The organism is Streptomyces sp. ASQP_92 (genome assembly GCF_025399895.1).
Lineage (GTDB): Bacteria > Actinomycetota > Actinomycetes > Streptomycetales > Streptomycetaceae > Streptomyces.
Window position 1 is genome coordinate 84,942 of record NZ_JAODUA010000003.1, and the last position, 23,122, is coordinate 108,063.

Annotated in this window: 21 protein-coding genes; 17 read left to right on the forward strand and 4 right to left on the reverse strand. The window is 71.1% G+C overall.

Annotation, left to right across the window (positions count from 1 at the left end):
* Positions 1 to 24: 24 nt before the first annotated feature.
* The 4 genes from N4G70_RS09860 to N4G70_RS09875 all read left to right on the forward strand — a co-directional run bounded on the left by N4G70_RS09860 (position 25) and on the right by N4G70_RS09875 (position 5,691).
* Positions 25 to 3,000 (forward strand): bacterial transcriptional activator domain-containing protein, encoded by a 2,976-nt coding sequence (locus tag N4G70_RS09860; protein WP_261712173.1) that lies wholly within the window; start codon positions 25 to 27, stop codon positions 2,998 to 3,000.
* Between the two features lie 17 nt (positions 3,001 to 3,017).
* A complete protein-coding gene (locus N4G70_RS09865; protein WP_261712175.1) occupies positions 3,018 to 3,743 on the forward strand; it encodes an A24 family peptidase in 726 nt (241 codons plus the stop codon).
* Positions 3,744 to 3,837: 94 nt separating this feature from the next.
* Positions 3,838 to 5,037, forward strand: coding sequence for a cyclic dehypoxanthinyl futalosine synthase (mqnC, locus tag N4G70_RS09870; protein ID WP_120721979.1), 1,200 nt, complete (start codon positions 3,838 to 3,840; stop codon positions 5,035 to 5,037).
* Positions 5,038 to 5,052: 15 nt separating this feature from the next.
* Positions 5,053 to 5,691 (forward strand): imidazolonepropionase-like domain-containing protein, encoded by a 639-nt coding sequence (locus N4G70_RS09875; protein ID WP_261712176.1) that lies wholly within the window; start codon positions 5,053 to 5,055, stop codon positions 5,689 to 5,691.
* A 490-nt stretch (positions 5,692 to 6,181) separates the two neighbouring features.
* Here the strand turns inward: N4G70_RS09875 and N4G70_RS09880 are convergent, their stop codons facing one another.
* Complete coding sequence (locus tag N4G70_RS09880) at positions 6,182 to 7,192, reverse strand: chitinase (protein WP_261712178.1); 1,011 nt, start codon at positions 7,190 to 7,192, stop codon at positions 6,182 to 6,184.
* A gap of 123 nt (positions 7,193 to 7,315) precedes the next feature.
* Between N4G70_RS09880 and N4G70_RS09885 the strand changes: the two genes are divergently transcribed.
* Positions 7,316 to 8,008 (forward strand): demethylmenaquinone methyltransferase, encoded by a 693-nt coding sequence (locus N4G70_RS09885; RefSeq protein WP_261712180.1) that lies wholly within the window; start codon positions 7,316 to 7,318, stop codon positions 8,006 to 8,008.
* Between the two features lie 39 nt (positions 8,009 to 8,047).
* Here N4G70_RS09885 and N4G70_RS09890 read toward each other — a convergent pair whose 3' ends face one another.
* Positions 8,048 to 8,590 (reverse strand): GNAT family N-acetyltransferase, encoded by a 543-nt coding sequence (locus tag N4G70_RS09890; RefSeq protein ID WP_261712181.1) that lies wholly within the window; start codon positions 8,588 to 8,590, stop codon positions 8,048 to 8,050.
* A 101-nt stretch (positions 8,591 to 8,691) separates the two neighbouring features.
* On the opposite strand from N4G70_RS09890, the gene N4G70_RS09895 reads away from it, so the two are divergent.
* Entirely contained in the window at positions 8,692 to 9,975 is a 1,284-nt protein-coding gene (locus tag N4G70_RS09895; protein ID WP_261712182.1) for a geranylgeranyl reductase family protein, read from the forward strand.
* A 79-nt stretch (positions 9,976 to 10,054) separates the two neighbouring features.
* Here N4G70_RS09895 and N4G70_RS09900 read toward each other — a convergent pair whose 3' ends face one another.
* Complete coding sequence (locus N4G70_RS09900) at positions 10,055 to 10,597, reverse strand: hypothetical protein (protein WP_261712183.1); 543 nt, start codon at positions 10,595 to 10,597, stop codon at positions 10,055 to 10,057.
* A gap of 146 nt (positions 10,598 to 10,743) precedes the next feature.
* Positions 10,744 to 11,574, reverse strand: a complete 831-nt coding sequence (locus tag N4G70_RS09905; protein ID WP_261712184.1) for a C40 family peptidase — start codon at positions 11,572 to 11,574, stop codon at positions 10,744 to 10,746.
* Positions 11,575 to 12,295: 721 nt separating this feature from the next.
* Here N4G70_RS09905 and N4G70_RS09910 point away from each other — a divergent pair.
* The 11 genes from N4G70_RS09910 (at position 12,296) to nuoK (ending at position 23,111) form a co-directional block, all read left to right on the forward strand.
* Positions 12,296 to 12,655 (forward strand): NADH-quinone oxidoreductase subunit A, encoded by a 360-nt coding sequence (locus N4G70_RS09910; RefSeq protein WP_030494815.1) that lies wholly within the window; start codon positions 12,296 to 12,298, stop codon positions 12,653 to 12,655.
* Between the two features lie 17 nt (positions 12,656 to 12,672).
* Positions 12,673 to 13,227 carry an NADH-quinone oxidoreductase subunit B family protein gene (locus tag N4G70_RS09915; RefSeq protein WP_120721971.1) on the forward strand — a complete coding sequence of 185 codons (555 nt, stop codon included), beginning with the start codon at positions 12,673 to 12,675 and terminating at the stop codon, positions 13,225 to 13,227.
* The gene (locus N4G70_RS09920) at positions 13,224 to 13,949 is read left to right on the forward strand and encodes an NADH-quinone oxidoreductase subunit C (protein ID WP_261712185.1); all 726 of its coding nucleotides are present in this window, start codon (positions 13,224 to 13,226) and stop codon (positions 13,947 to 13,949) included. Before N4G70_RS09915 ends, N4G70_RS09920 begins: the two co-directional genes overlap by 4 nt.
* A complete protein-coding gene (locus N4G70_RS09925) occupies positions 13,949 to 15,271 on the forward strand; it encodes an NADH-quinone oxidoreductase subunit D (protein WP_261712186.1) in 1,323 nt (440 codons plus the stop codon). Before N4G70_RS09920 ends, N4G70_RS09925 begins: the two co-directional genes overlap by 1 nt.
* 17 nt (positions 15,272 to 15,288) lie before the next feature.
* Positions 15,289 to 16,101, forward strand: coding sequence for an NADH-quinone oxidoreductase subunit NuoE (gene nuoE, locus N4G70_RS09930; protein WP_261712574.1), 813 nt, complete (start codon positions 15,289 to 15,291; stop codon positions 16,099 to 16,101).
* Positions 16,101 to 17,462, forward strand: coding sequence for an NADH-quinone oxidoreductase subunit NuoF (nuoF, locus tag N4G70_RS09935; RefSeq protein ID WP_120721967.1), 1,362 nt, complete (start codon positions 16,101 to 16,103; stop codon positions 17,460 to 17,462). The genes nuoE and nuoF overlap by 1 nt, the downstream gene beginning before the upstream one ends.
* Entirely contained in the window at positions 17,459 to 19,969 is a 2,511-nt protein-coding gene (locus tag N4G70_RS09940; protein WP_261712187.1) for an NADH-quinone oxidoreductase subunit G, read from the forward strand. Before nuoF ends, N4G70_RS09940 begins: the two co-directional genes overlap by 4 nt.
* Complete coding sequence (gene nuoH / locus N4G70_RS09945; protein ID WP_399034834.1) at positions 19,966 to 21,318, forward strand: NADH-quinone oxidoreductase subunit NuoH; 1,353 nt, start codon at positions 19,966 to 19,968, stop codon at positions 21,316 to 21,318. Before N4G70_RS09940 ends, nuoH begins: the two co-directional genes overlap by 4 nt.
* A gap of 94 nt (positions 21,319 to 21,412) precedes the next feature.
* Entirely contained in the window at positions 21,413 to 21,994 is a 582-nt protein-coding gene (nuoI, locus tag N4G70_RS09950; protein ID WP_399035119.1) for an NADH-quinone oxidoreductase subunit NuoI, read from the forward strand.
* Positions 21,991 to 22,815, forward strand: coding sequence for an NADH-quinone oxidoreductase subunit J (locus N4G70_RS09955; protein WP_261712189.1), 825 nt, complete (start codon positions 21,991 to 21,993; stop codon positions 22,813 to 22,815). The genes nuoI and N4G70_RS09955 overlap by 4 nt, the downstream gene beginning before the upstream one ends.
* Positions 22,812 to 23,111 carry an NADH-quinone oxidoreductase subunit NuoK gene (gene nuoK / locus N4G70_RS09960; protein WP_053728780.1) on the forward strand — a complete coding sequence of 100 codons (300 nt, stop codon included), beginning with the start codon at positions 22,812 to 22,814 and terminating at the stop codon, positions 23,109 to 23,111. Before N4G70_RS09955 ends, nuoK begins: the two co-directional genes overlap by 4 nt.
* Positions 23,112 to 23,122 lie beyond the last annotated feature (11 nt).

Here is a 23,122-nt window from a genome sequence, read left to right on the forward strand (position 1 = left end):
GCATCGACCCCAGGAACCCACCCCATGGCACGCACCCCCTCCCGCTCGACGGGTCCGGCGAATCGGACGCCTCAGCCGTTGCCGCGTCGTCGTACGCCCGGTGACTTCGCCAAGGCGTTCTTCGCGTTCGTCGCGCTGCTCGGGCTCGTCGTGGGGGTGCCCGCGGCGCTCGCGTCGAGTGTGGGGTGGCCGCTGCCGCACCGGATGCCCTCGCTCGACATGGTGCAGCAGCAGATATCCGCGCAGGCCTTCGTGCGGATCCTCACGCTCGTGGTGTGGCTGGCGTGGGCGCAGTTCACCGCCTGTGTGCTGGTCGAGGTCAAGGCCGCGGTGTCCGGCGTCGGGCTGCCCTCGCGGGTGCCGGGCGCGGGCCCGAGCCAGTTGCTGGCGCGTCAGCTCATCGCGGCGGTGCTGCTCGTCACCGCCACCGCCGCGAGCTTCACCCCGGGTCTGACCGGCGGGCAGCACGTCGAGAACACCGCCCGGCCGACCGTCGCCGCCGCCCAGCAACTGCCGGGGCAGCAGCAGGCCGAGACCGTCGCCGAGGCGATGCAGAAGCAGGCGGCGGCACAGGCGCATCACGCCGCCGAGGCGCAGGGCGGGGCGGTGGCCGACGGGGCCACGAAATTCTACCGGATCCAGCCGCCCGAGGGCCGTCACCACGACTCGCTGTGGGAGGTCGCCGAGCGCCACCTCGGGGACGGGCGGCGCTACCACGAGATCTACCAGCTCAACAAGGACCGGGTGCAGCCCGACGGCTCCAAGCTGTCCGAGGCCAGCCTGATCCGGCCGGGCTGGATCATGGAGATGCCGGCCGACGCCCACGGCGGTGACCTCGTCGAGATGCCCGCACCCGTGGTCGAGGCCCCGCAGGGGCTTCAGCGGCAGATCGCCGAGTACGCCAAGTCCGGCGACCACGCCCAGCCGGCCCAGCAGGGCGCGGGGGCGCGGCCCGGCGTGGACGCGGGCACCGGCTCCGGTCCGCAGCAGCAGGCTCCGCCCGTCCAGACGCCCGCCCCCCAGCAGACGCCGCGGGGCGCCGCGTCCGAGACCGCCACCTCCTCGTCGTCGTCCGAGAGCGGGTTCGGGCTCACCGAGGCGCTCATCGGGGCGCCGCTGCTCGCCGCCGGGGTGCTCGGCGCGCTCGGCCGCCGCCGCCGGATGGCGCTGTGGCAGTCCGCGATGACCGCGGTCGCCGGGCGCCGCGGCATGGAGCCGCCGGTGCCCACCGGCGCCGACGCCGACGTCCACGATGCGCTCCTGGTCGGCGCCGACCCCGAGGCCGTGCGCTTCCTCGACCAGGCGCTGCGCGGCCTGTCCGCCGCGCTCGACGCCGCGAACCGGCCGCTGCCCGTCGTGTACGCGGCCTGGTTCACCGCCACCGACCTGCACCTCCAACTGGCCCAGCCCTCCGGTGAGCCGCCCGCTCCCTGGCAGCAGGGCAGCGACCCGACGCTGTGGCGTCTGGAGCGCACGGCCGTGCCCGCGGAGGTGCGGCAGGACCTCACCGAGATCGCGGCCCCCTACCCGGGCCTGGTCAGCCTCGGCACCCTGGACGGCGCCCGGCTGCTGCTCAACCTCGAAGCCGCGCCGGGCCTGGTCTCGCTCAGCGGCCCCGGCGAGACGCGCGCCGCGATGCTCGCCTCGGTCGCCGCCGAACTCGCCACCAACGGCTGGTCCGACCGCATGACCGTCACCGTCGTGGGCTTCGGCCGCGAACTGGGCGCGCTCGCCCCCACCCGGCTGCGCCACCTCGACTCCGTCGGGGTGCTCCTCGAAGACCTCGGCGCGGAGATCCAGCAGCGCCGGGCCGCGCTCGGCGCGGCCGGCCACGACTCGGTCCTCACCGGCCGCACCGGACCCGCGCAGCACACCCGCTGGGCCCCGCACCTGGTGATGATCGCCGGCACTCCCACCGACGCCGAAGCCGCCGCCCTCGCCGAACTGACCGCGGGCGCGGGCAAGTTGGGCATCGGGTGCCTGGTCGGTGTCGACGGTACGGCCCAACACCTGGGCGCCGCCTGGGACTTGGAGATCAGCGAGGAGGGCCGCCTGGCCGCGCCGCTGCTCGGCCTCGAACTCACCGCCCAACTGCTGCCCGCCGCCGTGCACCAGGCGGTCGTACGCCTCTTCGCCTCGGCCGACGCGATGTCCGGCCCCGACGGCGACGACCCGGCCCCCGCCCCGCACGCCTTCCTGGTGGACATCACCGAGCAGGGCCGCCCCGCGGTCTACGCCCGGCTGGTCGGAACGTACGAGATCATCGGCCTCGCGGCGCCCGACGACGAGCGCAGCGCGCTGCTCCACGAGGCGCTCGCCCTGCTGCTCCTGCACCGCGAAGGCGTCCACCCACTGGTCCTCGCGTCCGCGATGTGGCCGCGCGGGGTGACCGACGAGGTCCGCGAGGCCCTGATCGGCCGGCTGCGGGACTGGCTCGGCACCGACGAGGACGGCTCGCCCCGGCTGCGTACGGACGCCAACGGGCGGCTCACCCTCGCCCGGTCCGTCGTCTCCGACCTCGACGTGCTGCGCTCGCTGCACTACGAGGCCACCGAGGGCCGCGGCACCCGCCGCGCCTCGGTGCGCGAGCGGCTGCTCACCGATGCCCTCAACCTCGTGCGCGGGCCGCTCCTCGCCGAGCGCCCCGAGGGCCGCTACGGCTGGCTCGGCCACGAGATCATCGACACCCAACTGCCGCTCCTGGTGGCCGATGTGGCGCTCGCGCTCTGCGCCCACCACCGGGAACAGGGACGCCCGCAGAAGGCCATCGAGGCGCTCCGTACCGCGCTCGCGAGCTCGCCCTCGGACGAGCGGCTGTGGAACGAGCTGCTGCGCGCCACCCACGACACCGGGGACGAGGCCGCCCTGCGTGCCCTGGTCGCGGAGCTCACCACCCGCAGCGGCCCCCGCGGTCTGCCGCCGCGCACCGTCGCCCTGCTCGACGAACTGTTCCCGTCCTGGCGCGGCGACGGCGACCCGGCCGCGGCGTCGGCGGGCTGACCGGGCACCCTGGTCCGGTGAACGCAACGCTGACCCTCGCGGCGGCCGCCTGGGGCGCGGGCGCGGGATACCTGCTGCCGCGCCCCCGGTACCGGCTCTCCGTCGAACCCGGCGAGCCGTGGCGCACGGCCTGCCCGGCCGGGCACGAGCTGACGCGCCGGCCCGGCCCAGCCCGGTGCCCGGCGTGCGGGCCGGGATCGCGCTACGGCCGGGCACTGCCCGCCGTTCTGGCGACCGCGCTGGTGTGCGCCGCCCTCGCCGCCACCACCGGGTTCCGGCCCGAACTCGGGGTGTGGCTGCTGCTCGCCCCGTTCGCGGTGCTCCTGTGCCTGGTCGACCTGGCCGTCCGGCGGCTGCCCGACCCGCTCACCCTGCCGCTGGCCGGAGCCGCCGCCCTGCTGCTCGGGCTCGCGGCCCTGCTGCCCGGGCACGCCGGATCCTGGACGACCGCGCTGCTCGGCGGGATCGCGCTCGGCGCCGGGTACTTCGTGCTGTTCCTCATCAACCCGGCGGGCATGGGCTTCGGCGATGTGAAGCTCGCGCTGGGGCTCGGGGTGATGCTCGGCTGGTACGGCTGGCCGTACCTGATGGCGGGCGCCCTCCTCGGCCTCGTCCTGGGCGCGCTGTACGGCATGGGGCTCGTCGTATTCCGCGGGGCGGGCCGCAAGACGGCGTTCCCGCTCGGCCCGTTCCTCGTCGCCGGCGCCTTCGGCGGCCTGCTGCTCGGCGGCCTCACCGGCTGACCCGGGCCGGCCCCCGGGCCCCGCTGAACGGGCCACCACCCCTGGCGTACGCTGGATCAGTCCGTCCGTAACCCCTGAGAAAGGGACACCTCCGGTGACTGAGAAGGCCGATCTTCAGTCCGTTCTCGACCGTGCCGCCGAGGGTGGGCGGATCACCCCGGAGGAGGCGCTCGACCTGTACCGCTCGGCGCCGCTGCACGCGCTCGGTGCCGCCGCCGACGCGGTGCGCCGCCGCCGCTACGCCGGTACCGAGCACATCGCGACGTACATCATCGAGCGGAACATCAACTACACCAACGTCTGCGTGACGGCGTGCAAGTTCTGCGCGTTCTACGCCGCCCCCAAGGACACCGCCAAGGGCTGGACGCGCGACCTCGACGACATCCTGCGCCGCTGCGCGGAGACCGTCGAGCTCGGCGGCACCCAGATCATGTTCCAGGGCGGCCACCACCCGGACTACGGCGTCGAGTACTACGAAGAGCACTTCTCGGCGATCAAGAAGGCCTACCCCCAGCTGGTCATCCACTCCCTCGGCGCCTCCGAGGTCGAGCACATGGCCCGCATCTCCAAGGTGTCGGTGGAAGAGGCCATCTCGCGCATCCACGCCGCCGGACTCGACTCGTTCGCGGGGGCCGGCGCCGAGATCCTGCCGGAGCGCCCGCGCAAGGCGATCGCCCCGCTCAAGGAGTCCGGCGAGCGCTGGCTGGAGATCATGGAGACCGCGCACGGGCTCGGCGTCGAGTCGACGTCCACCATGCTGATGGGCACCGGCGAGACCAACGCCGAGCGCATCGAGCACCTGCGCATGATCCGCGACGTGCAGGACCGTACGGGCGGCTTCCGCGCCTTCATCCCGTACACCTACCAGCCCGAGAACAACCACCTCAAGGGCCGCACCCAGGCGACGATCTTCGAGTACATCCGCATGATCGCGATCGCCCGGATCTTCCTCGACAACGTCGCCCACATCCAGGGCTCGTGGCTGACCACGGGCAAGGAGGCCGGGCAGCTCACCCTGCACTACGGCGCGGACGACCTCGGCTCGATCATGCTGGAGGAGAACGTCGTCTCCTCCGCCGGCGCCAAGCACCGCTCGAACCTGCGCGAGATGATCGACATGATCCGCACGGCCGACCGCGTGCCGGCCCAGCGATCCACCACCTACGAGCACCTCGTGGTGCACGACGACCCGGCGAACGACCCGGTCGACGTCCGTGTCCAGTCGCACATCTCCTCGACGGCGATCGCGGGCGGCACCGCCCACCCGGAGCTCAAGCTCCTCGCCTCCAACTGAGGCTGGTTTCCTGAGGTGTTGACGCTCCACGCCGCCGACCTGGTGCTGCCCGGGGACCGCTCGCCCGTCCCCGGCGGCGCGGTCCTGGTCGAGGCCGGCCGGATCGCCATGATCGGGCCGTACGAGGACGTCGCGGCGGCCCACCCCGCCGCCCGCGTCCGCCGCTGGCCCGGCGTGCTGACCCCCGGCCTGGTCAACCGGCACGGCACGGCCCTGCTGGAGCACACCTACTTCCCGGACGACACCTTCGAGGCCGACGAACTCGGCACCGACCCCCTCACCGGCGCCGCGCTCGCCACCCTCGCCCCGAGCGAGCCCCGCCGAGGCAACAGCGCGCGCCGCTGCACACAGAAGCTGCTCGCGTGTGGGGTGGTGGCGGTGGCGGGGCCACTCACCACGCCGTCCGTACGAACCGCCGTGCGGCGGGCGGGGCTTGAGGTGGTGCCGGGTGGGGAGGCGGGGGGGTTTGCGAGCCTCGACCCGCTGGCCGGGGCTCGGCGCCCCGCTGACGCCTTCCGTGCGCCGCTCGCGGTGGGCGGGCCCGCGCGGTTCGCGGTCTTCGCGGTGCCGGACGAGGCGGGGCTGCTCGCGCGGGGGGCGGGCACGTGTGTCGCGACCGTCATCGGCGGGCGGTTGCTGCACCGCCGGGCTTAGCTCTGCGAGGCCGGGCTCTGCCTGCGGGCGGGGCTTCTTGCGCGGTTCCTCGCGCCCCCGGCCCCGTTTCGGCGTCGGGTCGTGCGTGGGTGCTTGCGCAGTTCCCCGCGCCCCTAACCCCGTTTAGGCCTCGGGTCGTGCGTGGCTGGTCGCGCAGTTCCTCGCGCCCCCAGGAAAACCCGCCTTCATCCGAAGACCGTGGCCGCTTCTCGCGCAGTTCCCCGCGCCCCTGGCAGGACCGGTGCGGGCCCGCACAGGGCACCTCAGCCCGTCCGGCGTTTGAGGACGAGCGCCGTTCAGGCGCGAACGGGGTCTGGGGCGGAGCCCCAGGAAGGCCCGGGCCATCCAACCCTGCTGCACGGGCGGGTGGGTGGGCAAAGGCGCCTCGGGGTCTGGGACGGAGCCCCAGGAGGGGCCGGAACCAACCAGCCCCGCTGCACGGGCGGGTGGGTGGGAGAACACCCCGGGGTTTGGGGCGGAGCCCCAAGGGTCAGTCCTGCGACAGGGCCTTCGCGTAGGCGCCCGGCGCCTGGTCCACCCCGCTGCAACTGGGCCGCGCCACCCCCGAGTCGACCCCAGCGTCACACTTCCGGTCACGGTAGGTGACCCACATCGACACCCGCCCAACCCCCTTGTCCCGGGCGAACGCCCGCACCGCCGCCGCATCGTCCAGCGTGAACGTCTCACCCTTCACGTCGTTGACGCCGAGCATCGAGGTGACCCCGAGCGTCCGCCACGCCGCCCGGTCGGAGAGGCCGAGCACCCGCTGGAGCTGGGCGTGCGCGGCGGTGGCCGCCCGCACCGCGTAGTCGCCCATGTTCCCGCCGAAGGACGTGCCGTAGTTCATCGTCATGATGTTGACGGTGGAGATCTCGACTCCGCGCTCCTTGGCGGACTTGAGCAGCGCCAGGGCCTCGGACGGCAGTCCCGTCGGCATCACCGCGAGCGTGAACGTCACCTTCAGGGCGCGCTCCTTTTGGAGCAGGGCGATCGCCTCGGCGCGCCGGGTGAGCGCGGCCGGGTCGGTCAGTGCCGTGCCCTCGATGTCGAAGTCCGCCTCGGTGGAGCCCACCGCGTCGAGCGCCGAGCGGTAGGCGGCGGCCAGTTGGGTCGGGGTGCGGCAGGTCAGCGCGAGTTCCTTTCCGGCCTGCCCGCCGAAGGACACCCGCACCGCCGCGCCCGACTTCTTCAGACCGGCGGCCCGGTCCTTGACGTCCTGGTCCACGATGGCCGTGTCGTCGTCCCACACCGCCCGGCACGTGGAGCCGTGGGCGACGGCGAACGCCAGGTTGTAGACGGCGGGGGAGCCGACGGCATCGGTCGGTGCGGCCGTGGTGGCGCTGACATAGGGGGAGTACGAGGCCGTCAGGGCGGCGGGCGCGGGCTCCCCGGCGGCCCCGGCGGGGGCGGCGGGAGCGGCCGGGGCCGAGGAGCACCCGGCGCACAGCAGCGCGGCCAGCACACCGGCCCCGGCCACCGGCACCCTCAGAAGACTCCGCATGTCCTGTGCACCCGCTCTCGTGGTCGCGCCCCCGTGGCACCGAAGGGAGAATGTACGCGGCCCGGCCGGACCGGCGAGGGCCGGGCACCGGGCCGCGGCGCGGCTCCTGCTTGAATGGGAGGCGTGACCCGCGCATCCCTGGACAAGCAGCCGCACGAAGTCGCCTCGATGTTCGACGACGTCGCGGCACACTACGACCTCACCAACGACGTGCTCTCCCTCGGCCAGGCCCGGCTGTGGCGCAAGGAGGTCGCGAAAGCGGTCGACGCGCGTCCCGCGCAGAAGGTCCTCGACCTCGCGGCCGGCACGGCCACCTCCTCGCACCCCTTCGCCGCGGCCGGCGCGTACACCGTGCCCTGCGACTTCTCGCTCGGGATGCTCAGGGTCGGCAAGGAGCGCCGGCCCCACATGCCGTTCACGGCGGGCGACGCGACGAAGCTGCCCTTCCGCGACGACACCTTCGACGCGGTGACCATCTCCTTCGGGCTGCGCAACGTCCAGGACACGGACGCCGCGCTGCGCGAGATGTACCGGGTCACCAAGCCCGGTGGCCGGGTCGTGATCTGCGAGTTCTCGCAGCCCACGTGGAAGCCGTTCCGGACGGTGTACACGGAATACCTGATGCGGGCGCTGCCGCCCGTCGCGACGGCCGTGTCCTCCAACCCGGAGGCGTACGTCTACCTCGCCGAGTCCATCCGCGCCTGGCCCGCCCAGCCGGAGCTCGCCGAGAAGCTCCAGAAGGCGGGCTGGTCCAAGGTGGCCTGGCGCAACCTGACCGGCGGAGTCGTCGCGCTGCACCGCGGCTTCAAGGCCTGAGGACCGCGCGCCTCGCCCCCGGGCCTCAGCCCCCGCGCCTCAACTCCCCAGCTCCAGACGGAAACACAGGGCCTCCACCCCCGACACCGGGTTCGGATACGTTCTGGCCAGCGTCATCCCGAGGCGCTCCGCCACCGCCACCGAACGGGTGTTGTGGGGGTGCACCATCGCCACCACATGGCCGAGGCCCGCGGCGCGTACGCGGGCCACGGCCGCCCGCGCCGCGGCCGACGCGTAGCCGCGCCCCCAGTGCGTGCGGGCCAGGCGCCAGCCGATCTCGATCTCGCCCGTGGGGCCCCAGTCCCGGGGCCAGGGCTGGGCGCCGGTGAAGCCGACGACCTCGTCGTCCTCGTCCAGCATCGTCCAGAGGCAGAAGCCGTGTTCGGCGTCGTGCTTGCGCTGGCGGGCGGTCAGCTCCTCGTACACCGAGACCTCGGCCGAGCGCCCCCCGAGGAACTCCATCACCTCCGGGTCGTCGAACGCCCGGTGCCAGGCGTAGGCGTCCTCCTCGGTGGGCACGCGCAGCCGGACGGCCGGCGGGGACTTCCGCGGTACGGGGGACTCGGGGGACACAGAGCTCATGGCGTGGGCAACCCTTCGCGATGTCGATCAACAGCCACCCATAGACTGCACATGTCCTGTGCTTCTCGGCACGCAAATTCGAGTCTTCGGGAGATCCCGCTGTGACCGAGCCGCTCTCCGAACACACCGCGGACGTGATCGTCGTCGGGGCCGGTCCGGCCGGTTCGACGACCGCGTACTACCTGGCCAAGGCCGGACTCGACGTGCTGCTCCTGGAGAAGACCGCCTTCCCGCGCGAGAAGGTGTGCGGCGACGGCCTGACCCCGCGCGCCACCAAGCAGCTCGTCTCGATGGGGATCGACATCTCCGAAGAGGCCGGCTGGCTGCGGAACAAGGGCCTGCGGATCATCGGCGGCGGCGTCCGCCTCCAGCTCGACTGGCCGGACCTCGCCTCGTACCCGGACTACGGTCTCGTGCGCAAGCGCGACGACTTCGACGAACAGCTCGCCCGTCAGGCGCAGAAGGCCGGGGCGCGGCTGTACGAGCGCTGCAACGTCGGCGCCCCGATCGTGGACGAGCGCACCGGGCGCATCACCGGCGTCAACGCCAAGCTCGGCGAGGAGAAGACCCCGGTCACCTTCCACGCCCCGCTCGTGGTGGCGGCCGACGGCAACTCCACGCGCCTCTCGCTCGCCATGGGCCTGCACCGGCGCGAGGACCGCCCGATGGGCGTCGCCGTCCGCACGTACTTCACCTCGCCCCGGCACGACGACGACTACCTGGAGTCCTGGCTGGAGTTGTGGGACCGGCGCGGCCCGCAGGAGCGGCTGCTCCCCGGCTACGGCTGGATCTTCGGCATGGGCGACGGCACGTCCAACGTCGGCCTCGGCATCCTCAACTCGTCGTCCGCCTTCCGGGAGCTGGACTGGCGCGAGATCCTCAAGGCGTGGTGCGCGTCCATGCCCGAGGACTGGGGCTACACCCCCGAGAACATGACGGGCCCGATCCGCGGCGCCGCCCTGCCCATGGCCTTCAACCGCCAGCCGCACTACACCAAGGGCCTACTGCTCGTCGGTGACGCGGGCGGTCTGGTCAACCCGTTCAACGGCGAGGGCATCGCGTACGCGATGGAGTCGGGGCAGATCGCCGCGGACGTCATCGTCCAGGCGCACGCCCGCGCCACTCCCTCGCAGCGCGAACTCGCCCTGCACGCCTACCCGAAGATCCTCAAGGACACCTACGGCGGCTACTACACGCTGGGCCGCGCCTTCGTGAAGCTGATCGGCAACCCGAAGGTCATGAAGATCGCCACCCAGCGCGGCCTGACCCACCCGATGCTGATGAAGTTCACGCTGAAGATGCTGGCCAACCTGACCGACCCGACGGGCGGCGACGCGATGGACCGCATCATCAACAGCCTTTCCAAGGTGGCCCCGAAGGCCTGATCCGATGGCCTGACCTGATGGCCTGGTCCGATGGCCTGGTCCGAAGGCCTGGTCCGAAGGGCCTGACCCGGGGGCGTCGTCAGCAGCGGCGCTCCACCTCGTCCGTCCACCGGACGGGGACCTCTCCGGCGAACCGGGACAGACCGGTGCGCAGTTCTTCGGCGGACAGGTCCCCGCCCTGGCGGCGGGATATGTACTCGTGGCGCCTGCCGTCGTGCAGCGTCACCCACACCGCGCGGTGGTGCTCGTAGCCGCCCTCGGCGCTCCGGTCGCCGAGCTCCCAGATCGCCACCGTGCCGACCTCGATCTCGCGCACCTGCGTCCAGGGCGCGTTGAAGCGCGTCGCGAGATGTATCCCGGCCGCGTCCGCGCGGATCACCGGGCGCAGCGCCCCGTACACGCACGCCAGGACGAGGAACGCGCCGGCGGCGATGACGAAGAGCGCGAAGCCCCAGCCGAAGGCGAGCTTGGCCCAGTCGACGGGGCCGTGCCAGGGGCGGATGCCGGTGAGCATCCACAGGCCGAGCACCATGAACACGATGCCGATGGCGGCGAACATGCCGAGCCCGTCGGCGTAGACCTCGTACGGCTGCGGTTGCGCGTCACGCGCCTGCTCGTCCATGCGCCCACCCCCTGATAGGTGAACTCTGCCCGGAAACAGGCAGAGTTCAACACATTCCGGGCATGCCGAAGGGCCGCTGCTCCCGAGCGGGGGAGCAACGGCCCTCACAGGCGGTGCGGGTGCGGCTCAGAAGGCCGCTGGATGCCTCAGAGAATGCGGACGGCGCCCGAGGGGGCGTCGTAGTCCAGGCTGCGCTCGACAACACCGCTGGAGGGGTTCTGCGCGCCGACGAACTTGCCGCCGCCCACGTAGATCGCCACGTGGTACGCGGAGCCCTTGCCGCCCCAGTAAAGGACGTCGCCCGGCTGGAGGTTGGACAGCGACACCTCGGTGCCGGTGGCCGACTGGTCCTGCGAGACGCGCGGCAGGTCCACACCGATCTGGCGGTAGGCGGCCTGCACGAGACCGGAGCAGTCGTACGCGCTGGAGCCGGTGGCGCCCGAGACGTACGCCTTGCCGACCTGGGCCAGGGCGAAGTTCACGATGGTGGCGGCGGAACCGGTGGCGTTGGACGCCTTGAAGGAGGTGGCACCGGTGCTCGCGGAGGCGGCCTTGAGCGTGGTGCGCTCGGCGGAGCGGGAGGCGCGCTCGGTGGCGGCGGCCTTCTCCTTCGCCTGAGCGGCCTCGGCCTCGGCCTTCGCCTTGGCCTCCGCGGCCTTCTTCTCGGCGTCGTCCTTGGCCTTCTTGGCGTCCTTGGCGGCGGTGGACGCGGCGGCGTCCTGTGCGGCCTGGAGCTGGAGGTCGGCGGCAACCGCCTTGGTGGCCTGCACGGTGGCGGCCGCGGTGGTCGCGAGGTCGCCCGTCAGCGTGGGCATCTCGATGGTCTCGTTGACCGGCTGAGCGGCGATGGCCGGGGCGGCCGCACCTGCCAGCGCGATGGTGCTGAGTACGCCACCGGCAACTCCGGCCCGGAGCGAGACCTTCGAGGCGCTGCGGCGGGGCTTCCGGTGGCTGGGTATGTGAGCGGTGTGGGACATGGGACAACCGCTATCAGGGGTACGGGGTTCCCTTCAAGAAACGTGTGCTGCGCCACAGTTGATGACGGAAGAGCCGAATCCGCTTCTTGCCGACACTTATTGACGCCGTAACGGACAAAACTGGCAGCCCTTATCAGGGCTGTGATCATGTGTTTTCCATGAAACGCCCGAATTGCCCGGCGCTTACCATCCCCTCACGTCGATGGCCAAGCCCCGTTGATTTCCCGACCGTTGCCACGTGACGCAGGTCACAGTGTGGAGAGATCGAGTCGGTCGTGGAGCCGCGGCGGCTCTCGTGAACGGGCGCACGCGTCCACTCCCGCGCCGAGAAGTCCCTCCCGCGAGTGAGGAGTGGCCGCTTATCACCGGATGTGCCTTTGCCGCCAATTTGCCTGTAGCGCACAACTCTTGATAAAGCCAGACCGCCGCCGACCAGCGGTAACACCTCCAGATGTCACGTCTCGTGATCGCTCGGGCGCTTCACGTATGAAGATCACCGCTCATCCGACTTCATGATCCTTCGTCAGGTGGTGGAGATCACAAAGGCGTTGTCGTACCCCGTGTCGCAGATCACAGACCGGCGGGCATAGGATGCGGGGCAGTCGGGCTTGTGAACTGCCTCACATGTACGCGATCTTCATGCGGAATGGCGAGGTGGCGAGGTGTTCGCGAGACCCGTGTGCGGTCCAACGGTCAAGGACGACTGGAAGGAGCGAGGAGCGTGAATGCCTACGCGCCCATCCTCGTGCTCGGCGCCCTCGGGGCAGGGTTTGCGATCTTTTCCGTGGTCATGGCCACGCTAATCGGTCCAAAAAGGTACAACCGGGCGAAACTTGAGGCGTACGAGTGCGGTATCGAACCCACTCCCACGCCGGCCGGCGGCGGCCGCTTCCCCATCAAGTACTACCTGACGGCGATGCTCTTCATCGTCTTCGACATCGAGATCGTCTTCCTCTACCCCTGGGCGGTCACCTTCGACGCCCTGGGGCTTTTCGGGCTCGTGGAGATGCTGCTCTTCGTGCTCACCGTCTTCGTCGCCTACGCGTATGTGTGGCGGCGCGGCGGCCTGGAATGGGACTGAGGGGCTGAGGGGCACCTATGGGACTCGAAGAGAAACTGCCTAGCGGCTTCGTACTGACCACTGTTGAGCAGGCCGCGGGCTGGGTGCGCAAGGCGTCCGTCTTCCCCGCCACCTTCGGCCTCGCCTGCTGCGCCATCGAGATGATGACGACCGGTGCGGGCCGCTACGACCTGGCCCGGTTCGGCATGGAGGTCTTCCGCGGCTCCCCGCGCCAGGCCGACCTGATGATCGTGGCCGGCCGGGTCAGCCAGAAGATGGCGCCGGTCCTGCGGCAGGTCTATGACCAGATGCCCAACCCCAAGTGGGTTATTTCCATGGGCGTTTGCGCCTCATCGGGCGGAATGTTCAACAATTACGCGATTGTTCAGGGTGTTGACCACATTGTCCCGGTTGATATCTACCTGCCCGGTTGCCCACCCCGCCCCGAGATGCTGATCGACGCGATTCTCAAGCTCCACCAGAAGATCCAGGGCACCAAGCTCGGGGTCAATCAGGAGGAGGCGGCCCGCGAGGCGGAGGAGGCGGCCCTCAAGGCGCTCCCCACCATTGAGATGAAGGGGCTGCTGCGGTGAGCTCTCCCGATACCCCCGACACCCCCGAACAGAGCGGCGTACCCGCCCCGCGCCAGGACGCCGGCGAGGTCATCGGCGTCCGCAAGGGCATGTTCGGCGTCAACGACGGCGGTGACACCACCGGCTACGGCGGCCTGGTGCGGACCATCACGCTGCCCGGCGCGACCTCGCGGCCGTACGGCGGCTGGTTCGACGAGGTGGCCGACGAACTCGAAGGCGCCCTGGAGGAGCAGGACCTGCTCCCCGAGAACGCCATCGAGAAGACGGTCGTCGACCGCGGCGAACTCACCTTCCACATCGCGCGCGAGCACCTCCCGCGCGTCGCCCGCACCCTGCGCGACGACCCCGCCCTGCGCTTCGAGCTCTGTACGGGCGTGAGCGGCGTCCACTTCCTGGGTGACAAGGGCCGCGAGCTGCACGCCGTCTACCACCTGCGCTCCCTCACCCACGGCCGGCTCATCCGGCTCGAAGTGAGCGCCCCCGACGCCGACCCGCACATCCCCTCGCTGGTCGAGGTCTATCCGACCAACGACTGGCACGAGCGCGAGGCGTACGACTTCTTCGGCATCGTCTTCGACGGCCACCCCGCCCTCACCCGGATCATGATGCCGGACGACTGGCAGGGCTTCCCCCAGCGCAAGGACTACCCCCTCGGCGGCATCGCGGTCGAGTACAAGGGCGCCCAGATCCCGGCTCCGGACCAGCGGAGGTCGTACAGCTGATGAGCACTTCTCACGCGTCCGCTCGGGAAACCACCGAGGGGACTGTATATACGGTCACCGGCGGCGACTGGGACGAGGTCGTCCAGTCCGCGGCCAGGGCCGACGACGAGCGCATCGTCGTCAACATGGGCCCCCAGCACCCCTCCACCCACGGCGTGCTCCGGCTGATCCTGGAGATCGAGGGCGAGACCGTCACCGAGGCCCGCTGCGGAATCGGTTATCTGCACACCGGCATCGAGAAGAACCTCGAGTTCCGCACCTGGACCCAGGGCACCACCTTCGTCACGCGCATGGACTACCTGACGCCGTTCTTCAACGAGACGGCGTACTGCCTCGGCGTCGAGAAGCTGCTCGGCATCACCGACGAGATCCCCGACCGGGCGTCGGTCATCCGCGTGCTGCTCATGGAGCTCAACCGGCTCTCCTCGCACCTGGTGTGCATCGCCACCGGCGGCATGGAGCTGGGTGCGACCACGATCATGATCTACGGCTTCCGGGATCGTGAACTCATTCTCGACATCTACGAGTTGATCACCGGCCTGCGCATGAACCACGCGTTCATCCGCCCCGGCGGACTCGCCCAGGACCTGCCCCCGGGCGCGATGGACCAGCTCCGCGAGTTCGTGAAGACCATGAAGAAGAACCTGCCGGAGTACGACAAGCTCGCCACCGGCAACCCCATCTTCAAGGCCCGTATGCAGGACGTCGGCTACCTCGACCTGACCGGCTGCATGGCGCTCGGCGCCACCGGGCCCGTCCTGCGCTCGGCCGGCCTCCCGCACGACCTGCGCAAGACCGACCCGTACTGCGGCTACGAGACCTACGACTTCGACATCCCCACCGCCGACAGCTGCGACTCCTACGGCCGCTTCCTGGTCCGCCTGGAGGAGATGCGCCAGTCGCTCAGGATCGTCGAGCAGTGCCTGGACCGGCTGGCGCCGGGCCCGGTCATGGTCCAGGACAAGAAGATCGCCTGGCCCGCGCAGCTCGCGCTCGGCCCGGACGGGCTCGGCAACTCCCTCGACCACATCAAGAAGATCATGGGCACCTCCATGGAGTCCCTCATCCACCACTTCAAGCTGGTGACCGAGGGCTTCCGGGTCCCCGCCGGACAGGCCTACGTGGCCGTCGAGTCACCCAAGGGCGAACTCGGCGTGCACGTCGTCTCCGACGGCGGAACCCGCCCCTACCGGGTCCACTTCCGCGACCCGTCCTTCACCAACCTTCAGGCCATGGCGGCCATGTGCGAGGGCGGCCAGGTCGCCGACGTCATCGTCGCCGTCGCGTCCATCGACCCCGTGATGGGAGGCGTCGACCGGTGACAGACATCCAATTGGGCATGCCGCAACTGCCCGCGCCCGGCTACCCGGCCGATGTCCGCGCCCGCCTCGAAGCGGACGGCAAGGAGATCGTCGCCCGCTACCCCGACAGCCGCTCCGCGCTGCTGCCGCTGCTCCACCTCGTCCAGGCGGAGGAGGGATACGTCTCGCGCACCGGCATGGCGTTCTGCGCGGACCTCCTGGAGCTGACGACGGCCGAGGTCACCGCCGTCGCCACCTTCTACTCCATGTACCGGCGCAAGCCGTCCGGCGACTACCAGGTCGGCGTCTGCACCAACACGCTGTGCGCGGTGATGGGCGGCGACGCCATCTTCGACGAGCTGAAGCGGCACCTGGGCGTCGGCAACAACGAGACCACCGACGACGGCAAGGTCACGCTCGAACACATCGAGTGCAACGCCGCCTGCGACTTCGCGCCCGTCGTGATGGTCAACTGGGAGTTCTTCGACAACCAGACGCCCGAGAGCGCCAAGCGCCTCGTCGACGACCTGCGGGCCGGGCGCGAGGTGGCGCCCACCCGGGGCGCCCCGCTGTGCACCTACCAGGAGACCGCGCGCATCCTGGCCGGCTTCCCCGACCAGCGCCCCGGCGCGGTCGCCGCGACCGGCGGCGCCGGACCCGCCTCGCTCGCCGGGCTGCGCCTGGCCAAGGGCGAGACCCCGGGCGCGCGCGTGGTGCACCCCCGAGGCGAGGGCCCCAAGGACCAACCCCAGCCCGGTTCCGAGCACTTGAGCTCGCACGACGCACCACAGCAGACCTCAGCGTCCGACCCGGCCCACCCCGCCGGTCCCGCCGCCGAGGAGGGGGAGTGATGACGTTGGCCACCGAGATCGCAGGAAACGGCAACGGAAGCAGCCCGGAGAAGCTGCTCGCGCCGGTGCTCTCCGCCTTCTGGGACCAGCCCGAGTCCTGGACCCTGGAGACCTACCGGCGCCACGACGGCTACGAGGGCCTGCGCAAGGCGCTCGCCATGACGCCGGACGACCTCATCGCGTACGTCAAGGACTCCGGTCTGCGCGGCCGCGGCGGCGCCGGCTTCCCCACCGGGATGAAGTGGCAGTTCATCCCGCAGGGCGACGGCAAGCCGCACTACCTCGTCGTCAACGCCGACGAGTCGGAGCCCGGGACCTGCAAGGACATCCCGCTCCTGTTCGCCAACCCGCACTCCCTCATCGAGGGCATCGTGATCGCCTGCTACGCGATCCGCTCCTCGCACGCCTTCATCTATCTGCGCGGCGAGGTCGTCCCCGTTCTGCGGCGGCTGCACGAGGCGGTGCGCGAGGCGTACGAGGCGGGCTTCCTGGGCGAGGACATCCTCGGCAGCGGCCTGAACCTCGAACTCACCGTGCACGCGGGCGCGGGCGCGTACATCTGCGGCGAGGAGACCGCGCTCCTGGACTCCCTCGAAGGCCGCCGTGGCCAGCCCCGGCTGCGACCGCCCTTCCCCGCGGTCGCCGGTCTGTACGCGTGCCCCACTGTGGTGAACAACGTCGAGTCCATCGCCTCGGTTCCCGCGATCCTGAACCGGGGCAAGGACTGGTTCAAGTCGATGGGAAGCGAGAAGTCCCCCGGCTTCACGCTGTATTCGCTCAGCGGGCACGTCACGGGGCCCGGCCAGTACGAGGCGCCGCTGGGCATCACCCTGCGCCAGCTCCTCGACATGAGCGGCGGGATGCGCAAGGGCCACCGGCTCAAGTTCTGGACGCCGGGCGGCTCCTCGACCCCGATGTTCACCGACGAGCACCTCGACGTCCCGCTGGACTACGAGGGCGTCGGCGCGGCCGGGTCCATGCTCGGCACCAAGGCGCTCCAGTGCTTCGACGAGACCACCTGCGTGGTGCGGGCGGTCACCCGCTGGACCGAGTTCTACGCCCATGAGTCCTGTGGCAAGTGCACCCCGTGCCGCGAAGGGACGTACTGGCTGGTCCAGTTGCTCCGCGACATCGAGGCCGGCAAGGGCTCGATGGGCGACCTCGACAAGCTGAACGACATCGCCGACAACATCAACGGCAAGTCGTTCTGCGCGCTCGGCGACGGCGCCGCCTCGCCGATCTTCTCCTCGCTCAAGTACTTCCGCGACGAGTACGAGCAGCACATCACGGGCAAGGGCTGCCCCTTCGACCCCGCCAGGTCCACCGCCTGGGCGGACGACAACACGGAGGTGAACGCATGACTGTGACGACGAGTAGCGCTTCCTCCGGGGGCGGCGAGGCGGCCGGGCCGTCGAAGGCCGCCGAAGAAACAGTGTCGCTGACCATCGACGGCATCGACATCAGCGTCCCCAAGGGCACCCTGGTGATCCGCGCCGCCGAACAGCTCGGCATCGAGATCCCCCGCTTCTGCGACCACCCCCTGCTCGACCCGGCCGGCGCCTGCCGCCAGTGCATCGTCGAGGTCGAGGGCCAGCGCAAGCCGATGGCGTCCTGCACCATCACCTGCACCGACGGCATGGTGGTCAAGTCCCAGCTCTCCTCGCCGGTCGCCGAGAAGGCCCAGCGCGGGGTCATGGAACTCCTGCTGATCAACCACCCGCTGGACTGCCCGGTCTGCGACAAGGGCGGCGAGTGCCCGCTCCAGAACCAGGCGATGCAGGTCGGCGAGACCGATTCGCGTTTCGAAGGCAAGAAGCGCACCTATGAGAAGCCGGTCCCCATCTCCACCCAGGTGCTCCTGGACCGCGAGCGCTGTGTGCTGTGCGCGCGCTGCACCCGCTTCTCCAACCAGATCGCCGGCGACCCCATGATCGAGCTGATCGAGCGGGGCGCGCTCCAGCAGGTCGGCACCGGTCAGGGCGACCCGTTCGAGTCGTACTTCTCCGGCAACACCATCCAGATCTGCCCGGTCGGCGCGCTCACCTCGGCGGCCTACCGCTTCCGCTCCCGGCCCTTCGACCTCGTGTCGTCGCCGTCGGTGTGCGAGCACTGCGCGGGCGGCTGCGCGACCCGCACCGACCACCGGCGCGGCAAGGTCATGCGGCGCCTGGCGGCCGAGGACCCCGAGGTCAACGAGGAGTGGGTCTGCGACAAGGGCAGGTTCGCCTTCCGCTACGCCCAGCAGCGGGACCGCCTGACCACGCCGCTGGTACGCAACGCCGACGGCGTCCTGGAACCGGCGAGCTGGCCCGAGGCGCTGGAGGCGGCCGCCGCCGGACTCGCCGCCGCGCGCGGCCGGGCCGGGGTGCTCGCCGGCGGCCGGCTCACCGTCGAGGACGCGTACGCCTACGCCAAGTTCGCCCGGATCGCCCTGGACACCAACGACATCGACTTCCGGGCCCGGGTGCACTCCGCCGAGGAGGCCGACTTCCTGGCCGCCCGCGTCGCGGGCCACGGCCGGGACCTCGACGGGCAGGGCGCCACCTACACCTCCCTGGAGCAGGCGCCCGCCGTCCTGCTCGTCGGGTTCGAGTCCGAGGAGGAGGCCCCGGGCGTCTTCCTGCGGCTGCGCAAGGCCTGGCGCAAGCACGGCCAGCGCACCTTCTCGCTCGCCACCCACATGACCCGGGGCCTCGCGAAGGCGGGCGGCACGCTGCTGCCGGCCGCGCCCGGCACCGAGACCGAGTGGCTGGACGCGCTCGCGGGCGGCGTCGGCCTGGACGCGGACGGCGCGAAGGCGGCCGAGGCGCTGCGCTCCCCGGGCGCCGTCCTCATCGTCGGCGAGCGGCTCGCGGGCGTGCCCGGCGCGCTGACCGCCGCGGTGCGCGCGGCCGCGGCGACCGGCGCCGAACTGGTGTGGATCCCGCGCCGGGCCGGCGAGCGCGGCGCGGTCGAGGCGGGCGCGCTCCCGTCGCTGCTGCCCGGCGGCCGCCCGGCCACCGACCCGCGGGCCCGCGACGAGGTCGCCTCGGCCTGGGGCGTACGCGAACTGCCGCACCGCTACGGGCGCGACACCGGCCAGATCGTCGAGGCCGCGGTCACCGGCGAACTGGGCGCGCTGCTCGTCGCGAGCGTCGACCCGGCGGACCTGCCGGACCCGGCGCGCGCCCGCCAGGCCCTCGCGGGATCCTTCGTGGTCAGCCTGGAGCTGCGGCCCACCGAGGTCACCGCCCACGCGGACGTGGTCCTGCCGGTCGCCGCCGTCGCGGAGAAGCCCGGCACCTTCCTCAACTGGGAAGGCAGGGCGCGCCTGTTCGAGGCCGCGCTCAAGCCGGAGCAGATGACCCGCAGCCTGGCGCCGACCGACGCGCGGGTGCTGCACATGCTGGCCGACGCCCTCGACGTGCCGCTCGCGCTGCCCGATGTGCGCGCCGTACGCACCGAGATGACGCGCCTTGGCACCTGGGACGGGCCGCGCGCGAGCCAGCCCCTGGAGTCGGCGCAGCCGCTGCCCCGGCCCGCCGTGGGCGAGGCGGTGCTCGCCGGTCACCGGATGCTGCTCGACCACGGCAGCCTCCAGGACGGCGACGAAGCTCTCGCGGGCACCCGGCACGCGGCCGTGGCCCGGCTCTCCGCGGCCACCGCGGCCGAGTCCGGGGTCAAGGACGGCGACCTCCTCCAGGTCACCGGGCCGGCCGGCGCCGTCCAACTCCCGCTCCTGGTGAGCGAGATGCCCGACCGGGTGGTGTGGCTGCCGCTGAATTCCGTCGGCGGTGGCGTCGCATCGGACACCGGCGCGGTGCCCGGCGCGGTCGTCCGCATCGGCCCGGCCGTTACGGAAGCTCCCACGGAGGTGGTGGAGGCGTGATCACGCTCGCTGCGGAGGACCTCTCCCTGTTCGGCCGCGACCCCTGGTGGCTCGTCGTCGTCAAGGCCGTCTTCTGCTTCGCGTTCCTGATGGTGACCGTGCTGTTCTCCATCGTGTGGGAGCGCAAGGTCGTCGCCTGGATGCAGTTGCGCATCGGCCCCAACCGGCACGGCCCCTGGGGGATGCTCCAGTCGCTCGCCGACGGCATCAAGCTGATGCTGAAGGAAGACGTCATCGTCAAGCGGGCCGACAAGGTCGTCTACGTCCTGGCCCCGATCATCGCCGCGATCCCGGCGTTCATGGCGATCGCCGTGATCCCCTTCGGACCGTCCGGCAACGAGGTGTCGATCTTCGGCCACCGCACCACGATGCAGCTCACCGACCTGCCGATCGCCATGCTGTACGTCCTGGCCGTCGCCTCGGTCGGCATCTACGGCATCGTGCTCGCGGGCTGGTCCTCCGGCTCGACGTACCCGCTGCTCGGCGGCCTGCGCTCGTGCGCCCAGATGATCTCGTACGAGATCGCGATGGGCGCGGCGTTCGCCTCGGTCTTCCTCTACTCGGGGTCGATGTCGACCTCGAAGATCGTCGAGGCGCAGGGCGACCGCTGGTACATCGTGCTGCTGCCGGTCTCGTTCATCATCTACGTCGTCACGATGGTCGGCGAGACCAACCGGGCCCCGTTCGACATGCCGGAGTCCGAGGGCGACCTGGTGGGCGGCTTCAACACCGAGTACTCGTCCATCAAGTTCGCGATGTTCATGCTCGCCGAGTACGTCAACATGGTCACCGTCTCGGCCGTCGCGACCACCCTCTTCCTCGGCGGCTGGCGCGCCCCCTGGCCCATCAGCGGCTTCTGGGCGGGCGCGAACCACGGCTGGTGGCCGATGCTCTGGTTCGTCATCAAGGTCCAGCTGCTGCTCTTCTTCTTCATCTGGCTGCGCGGCACGCTGCCCCGGGTCCGCTACGACCAGCTGATGAAGCTGGGGTGGAAGGTCCTCATCCCGGTCTCCGTGGTCTGGCTGATGCTGGTCGCGACCGTACGGACGCTGCGCAACGAGGGCTACGACTTCTCCAGGATCGTGCTCTACGTCGGCGGCGCGGTCGTCGCCCTGCTGCTGCTCTCCTTCGTCGCGGACATGTTCCGCGGCAGGAAGCAGGAGGCGGACGCGAAGACGCCGCCCGCGGCCTTCGACCCGATGGCCGGTGGCTTCCCGGTGCCGCCGCTGCCCGGACAGACCCTCCCGCCCGTACCCCGCCGACGGCCGCGCCAGCAGCGCGAGTTGATTGTCAGTGGTGGGGCGGATACTCAGAGTGACCGAGAAGGAAGGGAGGACGACGGTGTCTGACAAGTCATCGGCCGGGACATCGGGGAAGCCGGGCAAGCCGGGTGAGCCGGGGGAGTCGGAGGACAAGTTCCTCAACCCCGTCGCCGGCTTCGGCGTGACCTTCAAGGCCATGTTCAAGAAGCGGCTGACCGAGCAGTACCCGGAACAGCCGAAGGTCACCGCGCCGCGCTTCCACGGCCGCCACCAGCTCAACCGGCACCCGGACGGCCTGGAGAAGTGCGTCGGCTGCGAGCTGTGCGCCTGGGCCTGCCCCGCCGACGCCATCTATGTGGAGGGCGCCGACAACACGGACGAGGAGCGTTACTCGCCGGGCGAGCGCTACGGCCGCGTCTACCAGATCAACTACGCCCGCTGCATCCTGTGCGGCCTGTGCATCGAGGCCTGCCCCACCCGGGCGCTGACGATGACCAACGAGTTCGAACTGGCCGACTCCTCGCGCGAGAACCTGATCTACACCAAGGAGCAGCTGCTCGCCGGGCTCGACGACACCATGGTCGACAGCCCGCACGCGATCTACCCGGGCATGAACGAGCAGGACTACTACCGCGGCCTGGTCACCGAGGCCGCGCCCGGCACCGTGCGCCAGGTGGCGCTCAGCAAGGGGGAGCAGCCCCAGGAGGCCGCCTCCACCTTCGGTCCGGAGGAGCCCGCGTCCGGCAAGGTGGTGGGGGCATGAGCGCGTCCACCGTCGCGCTGGCCGTCGCGGCCTCGCACACCTCCACCGGGGAGGCCTTCCAGTTCTGGGTGCTCGGCACGGTCGCCGTGATCGGCGCCCTGTGCACCATCCTCATGAAGAAGGCCGTGCACAGCGCGCTCTGCCTGGCCGCCACCATGATCATTCTGGCGGTCTTCTACCTCGCCAACGGGGCGTACTTCCTGGGCGTCGTCCAGATCGTCGTCTACACCGGCGCGATCATGATGCTGTTCCTCTTCGTCGTCATGCTGGTCGGCGTCACGGCGGCGGACTCGCTGAAGGAGACCATCAAGGGGCAGCGCTGGTGGGCCGCGGCCTGCGGGCTCGGCTTCGGGGTGCTCCTGATCGCGGGCATCGCCAACGCCTCCCTGAAGAACTTCAACGGGCTCGGCCAGGCCAACGCCAACGGCAATGTGGAAGGGCTCGCCGCCCTCATCTTCACCAAGTACGTCTTCGCCTTCGAGATCACCGGCGCGCTGCTGATCACCTCGGCGGTCGGCGCGATGGTGCTCACCCACCGGGAGCGCACCGAACGCGCCAAGACCCAGCGCGAGATGTCCGAGGAGCGCGTACGCGGCAAGCACCTGCCCCCGCTGCCCGCCCCCGGCGTCTACGCCCGGCACAACGCGGTGGACATCGCGGGCCTGCTCCCCGACGGCACCCCCTCGGAGCTCACCGTCAACCAGACGCTCCGCGGCCGCGGCCAGATCCGCGACGTGTCCCAGGAAGCGCTCGACGACCTCAAGGCCCTGGAGCAGCGCTCCGAGGAACGGCTCGGCCGGGACGAGGAGGCGGTCAAGTGAATCCGGTCAACTACCTCTATCTGGCAGCCCTGTTGTTCACCATCGGCGCCGCCGGGGTGCTCATCAGGCGGAACGCGATCGTGGTCTTCATGTGCGTCGAGCTGATGCTCAACGCCTGCAACCTCGCCTTCGTGTGCTTCTCCCGGCTGCACGGCAACCTCGACGGCCAGGTCATCGCGTTCTTCACGATGGTCGTCGCCGCCGCGGAGGTCGTCGTCGGGCTCGCGATCATCGTGTCGCTCTTCCGTTCCCGCCACTCGGCCTCGGTCGACGACGCCAGCCTGATGAAGCTGTAAGGGGTCGCTGC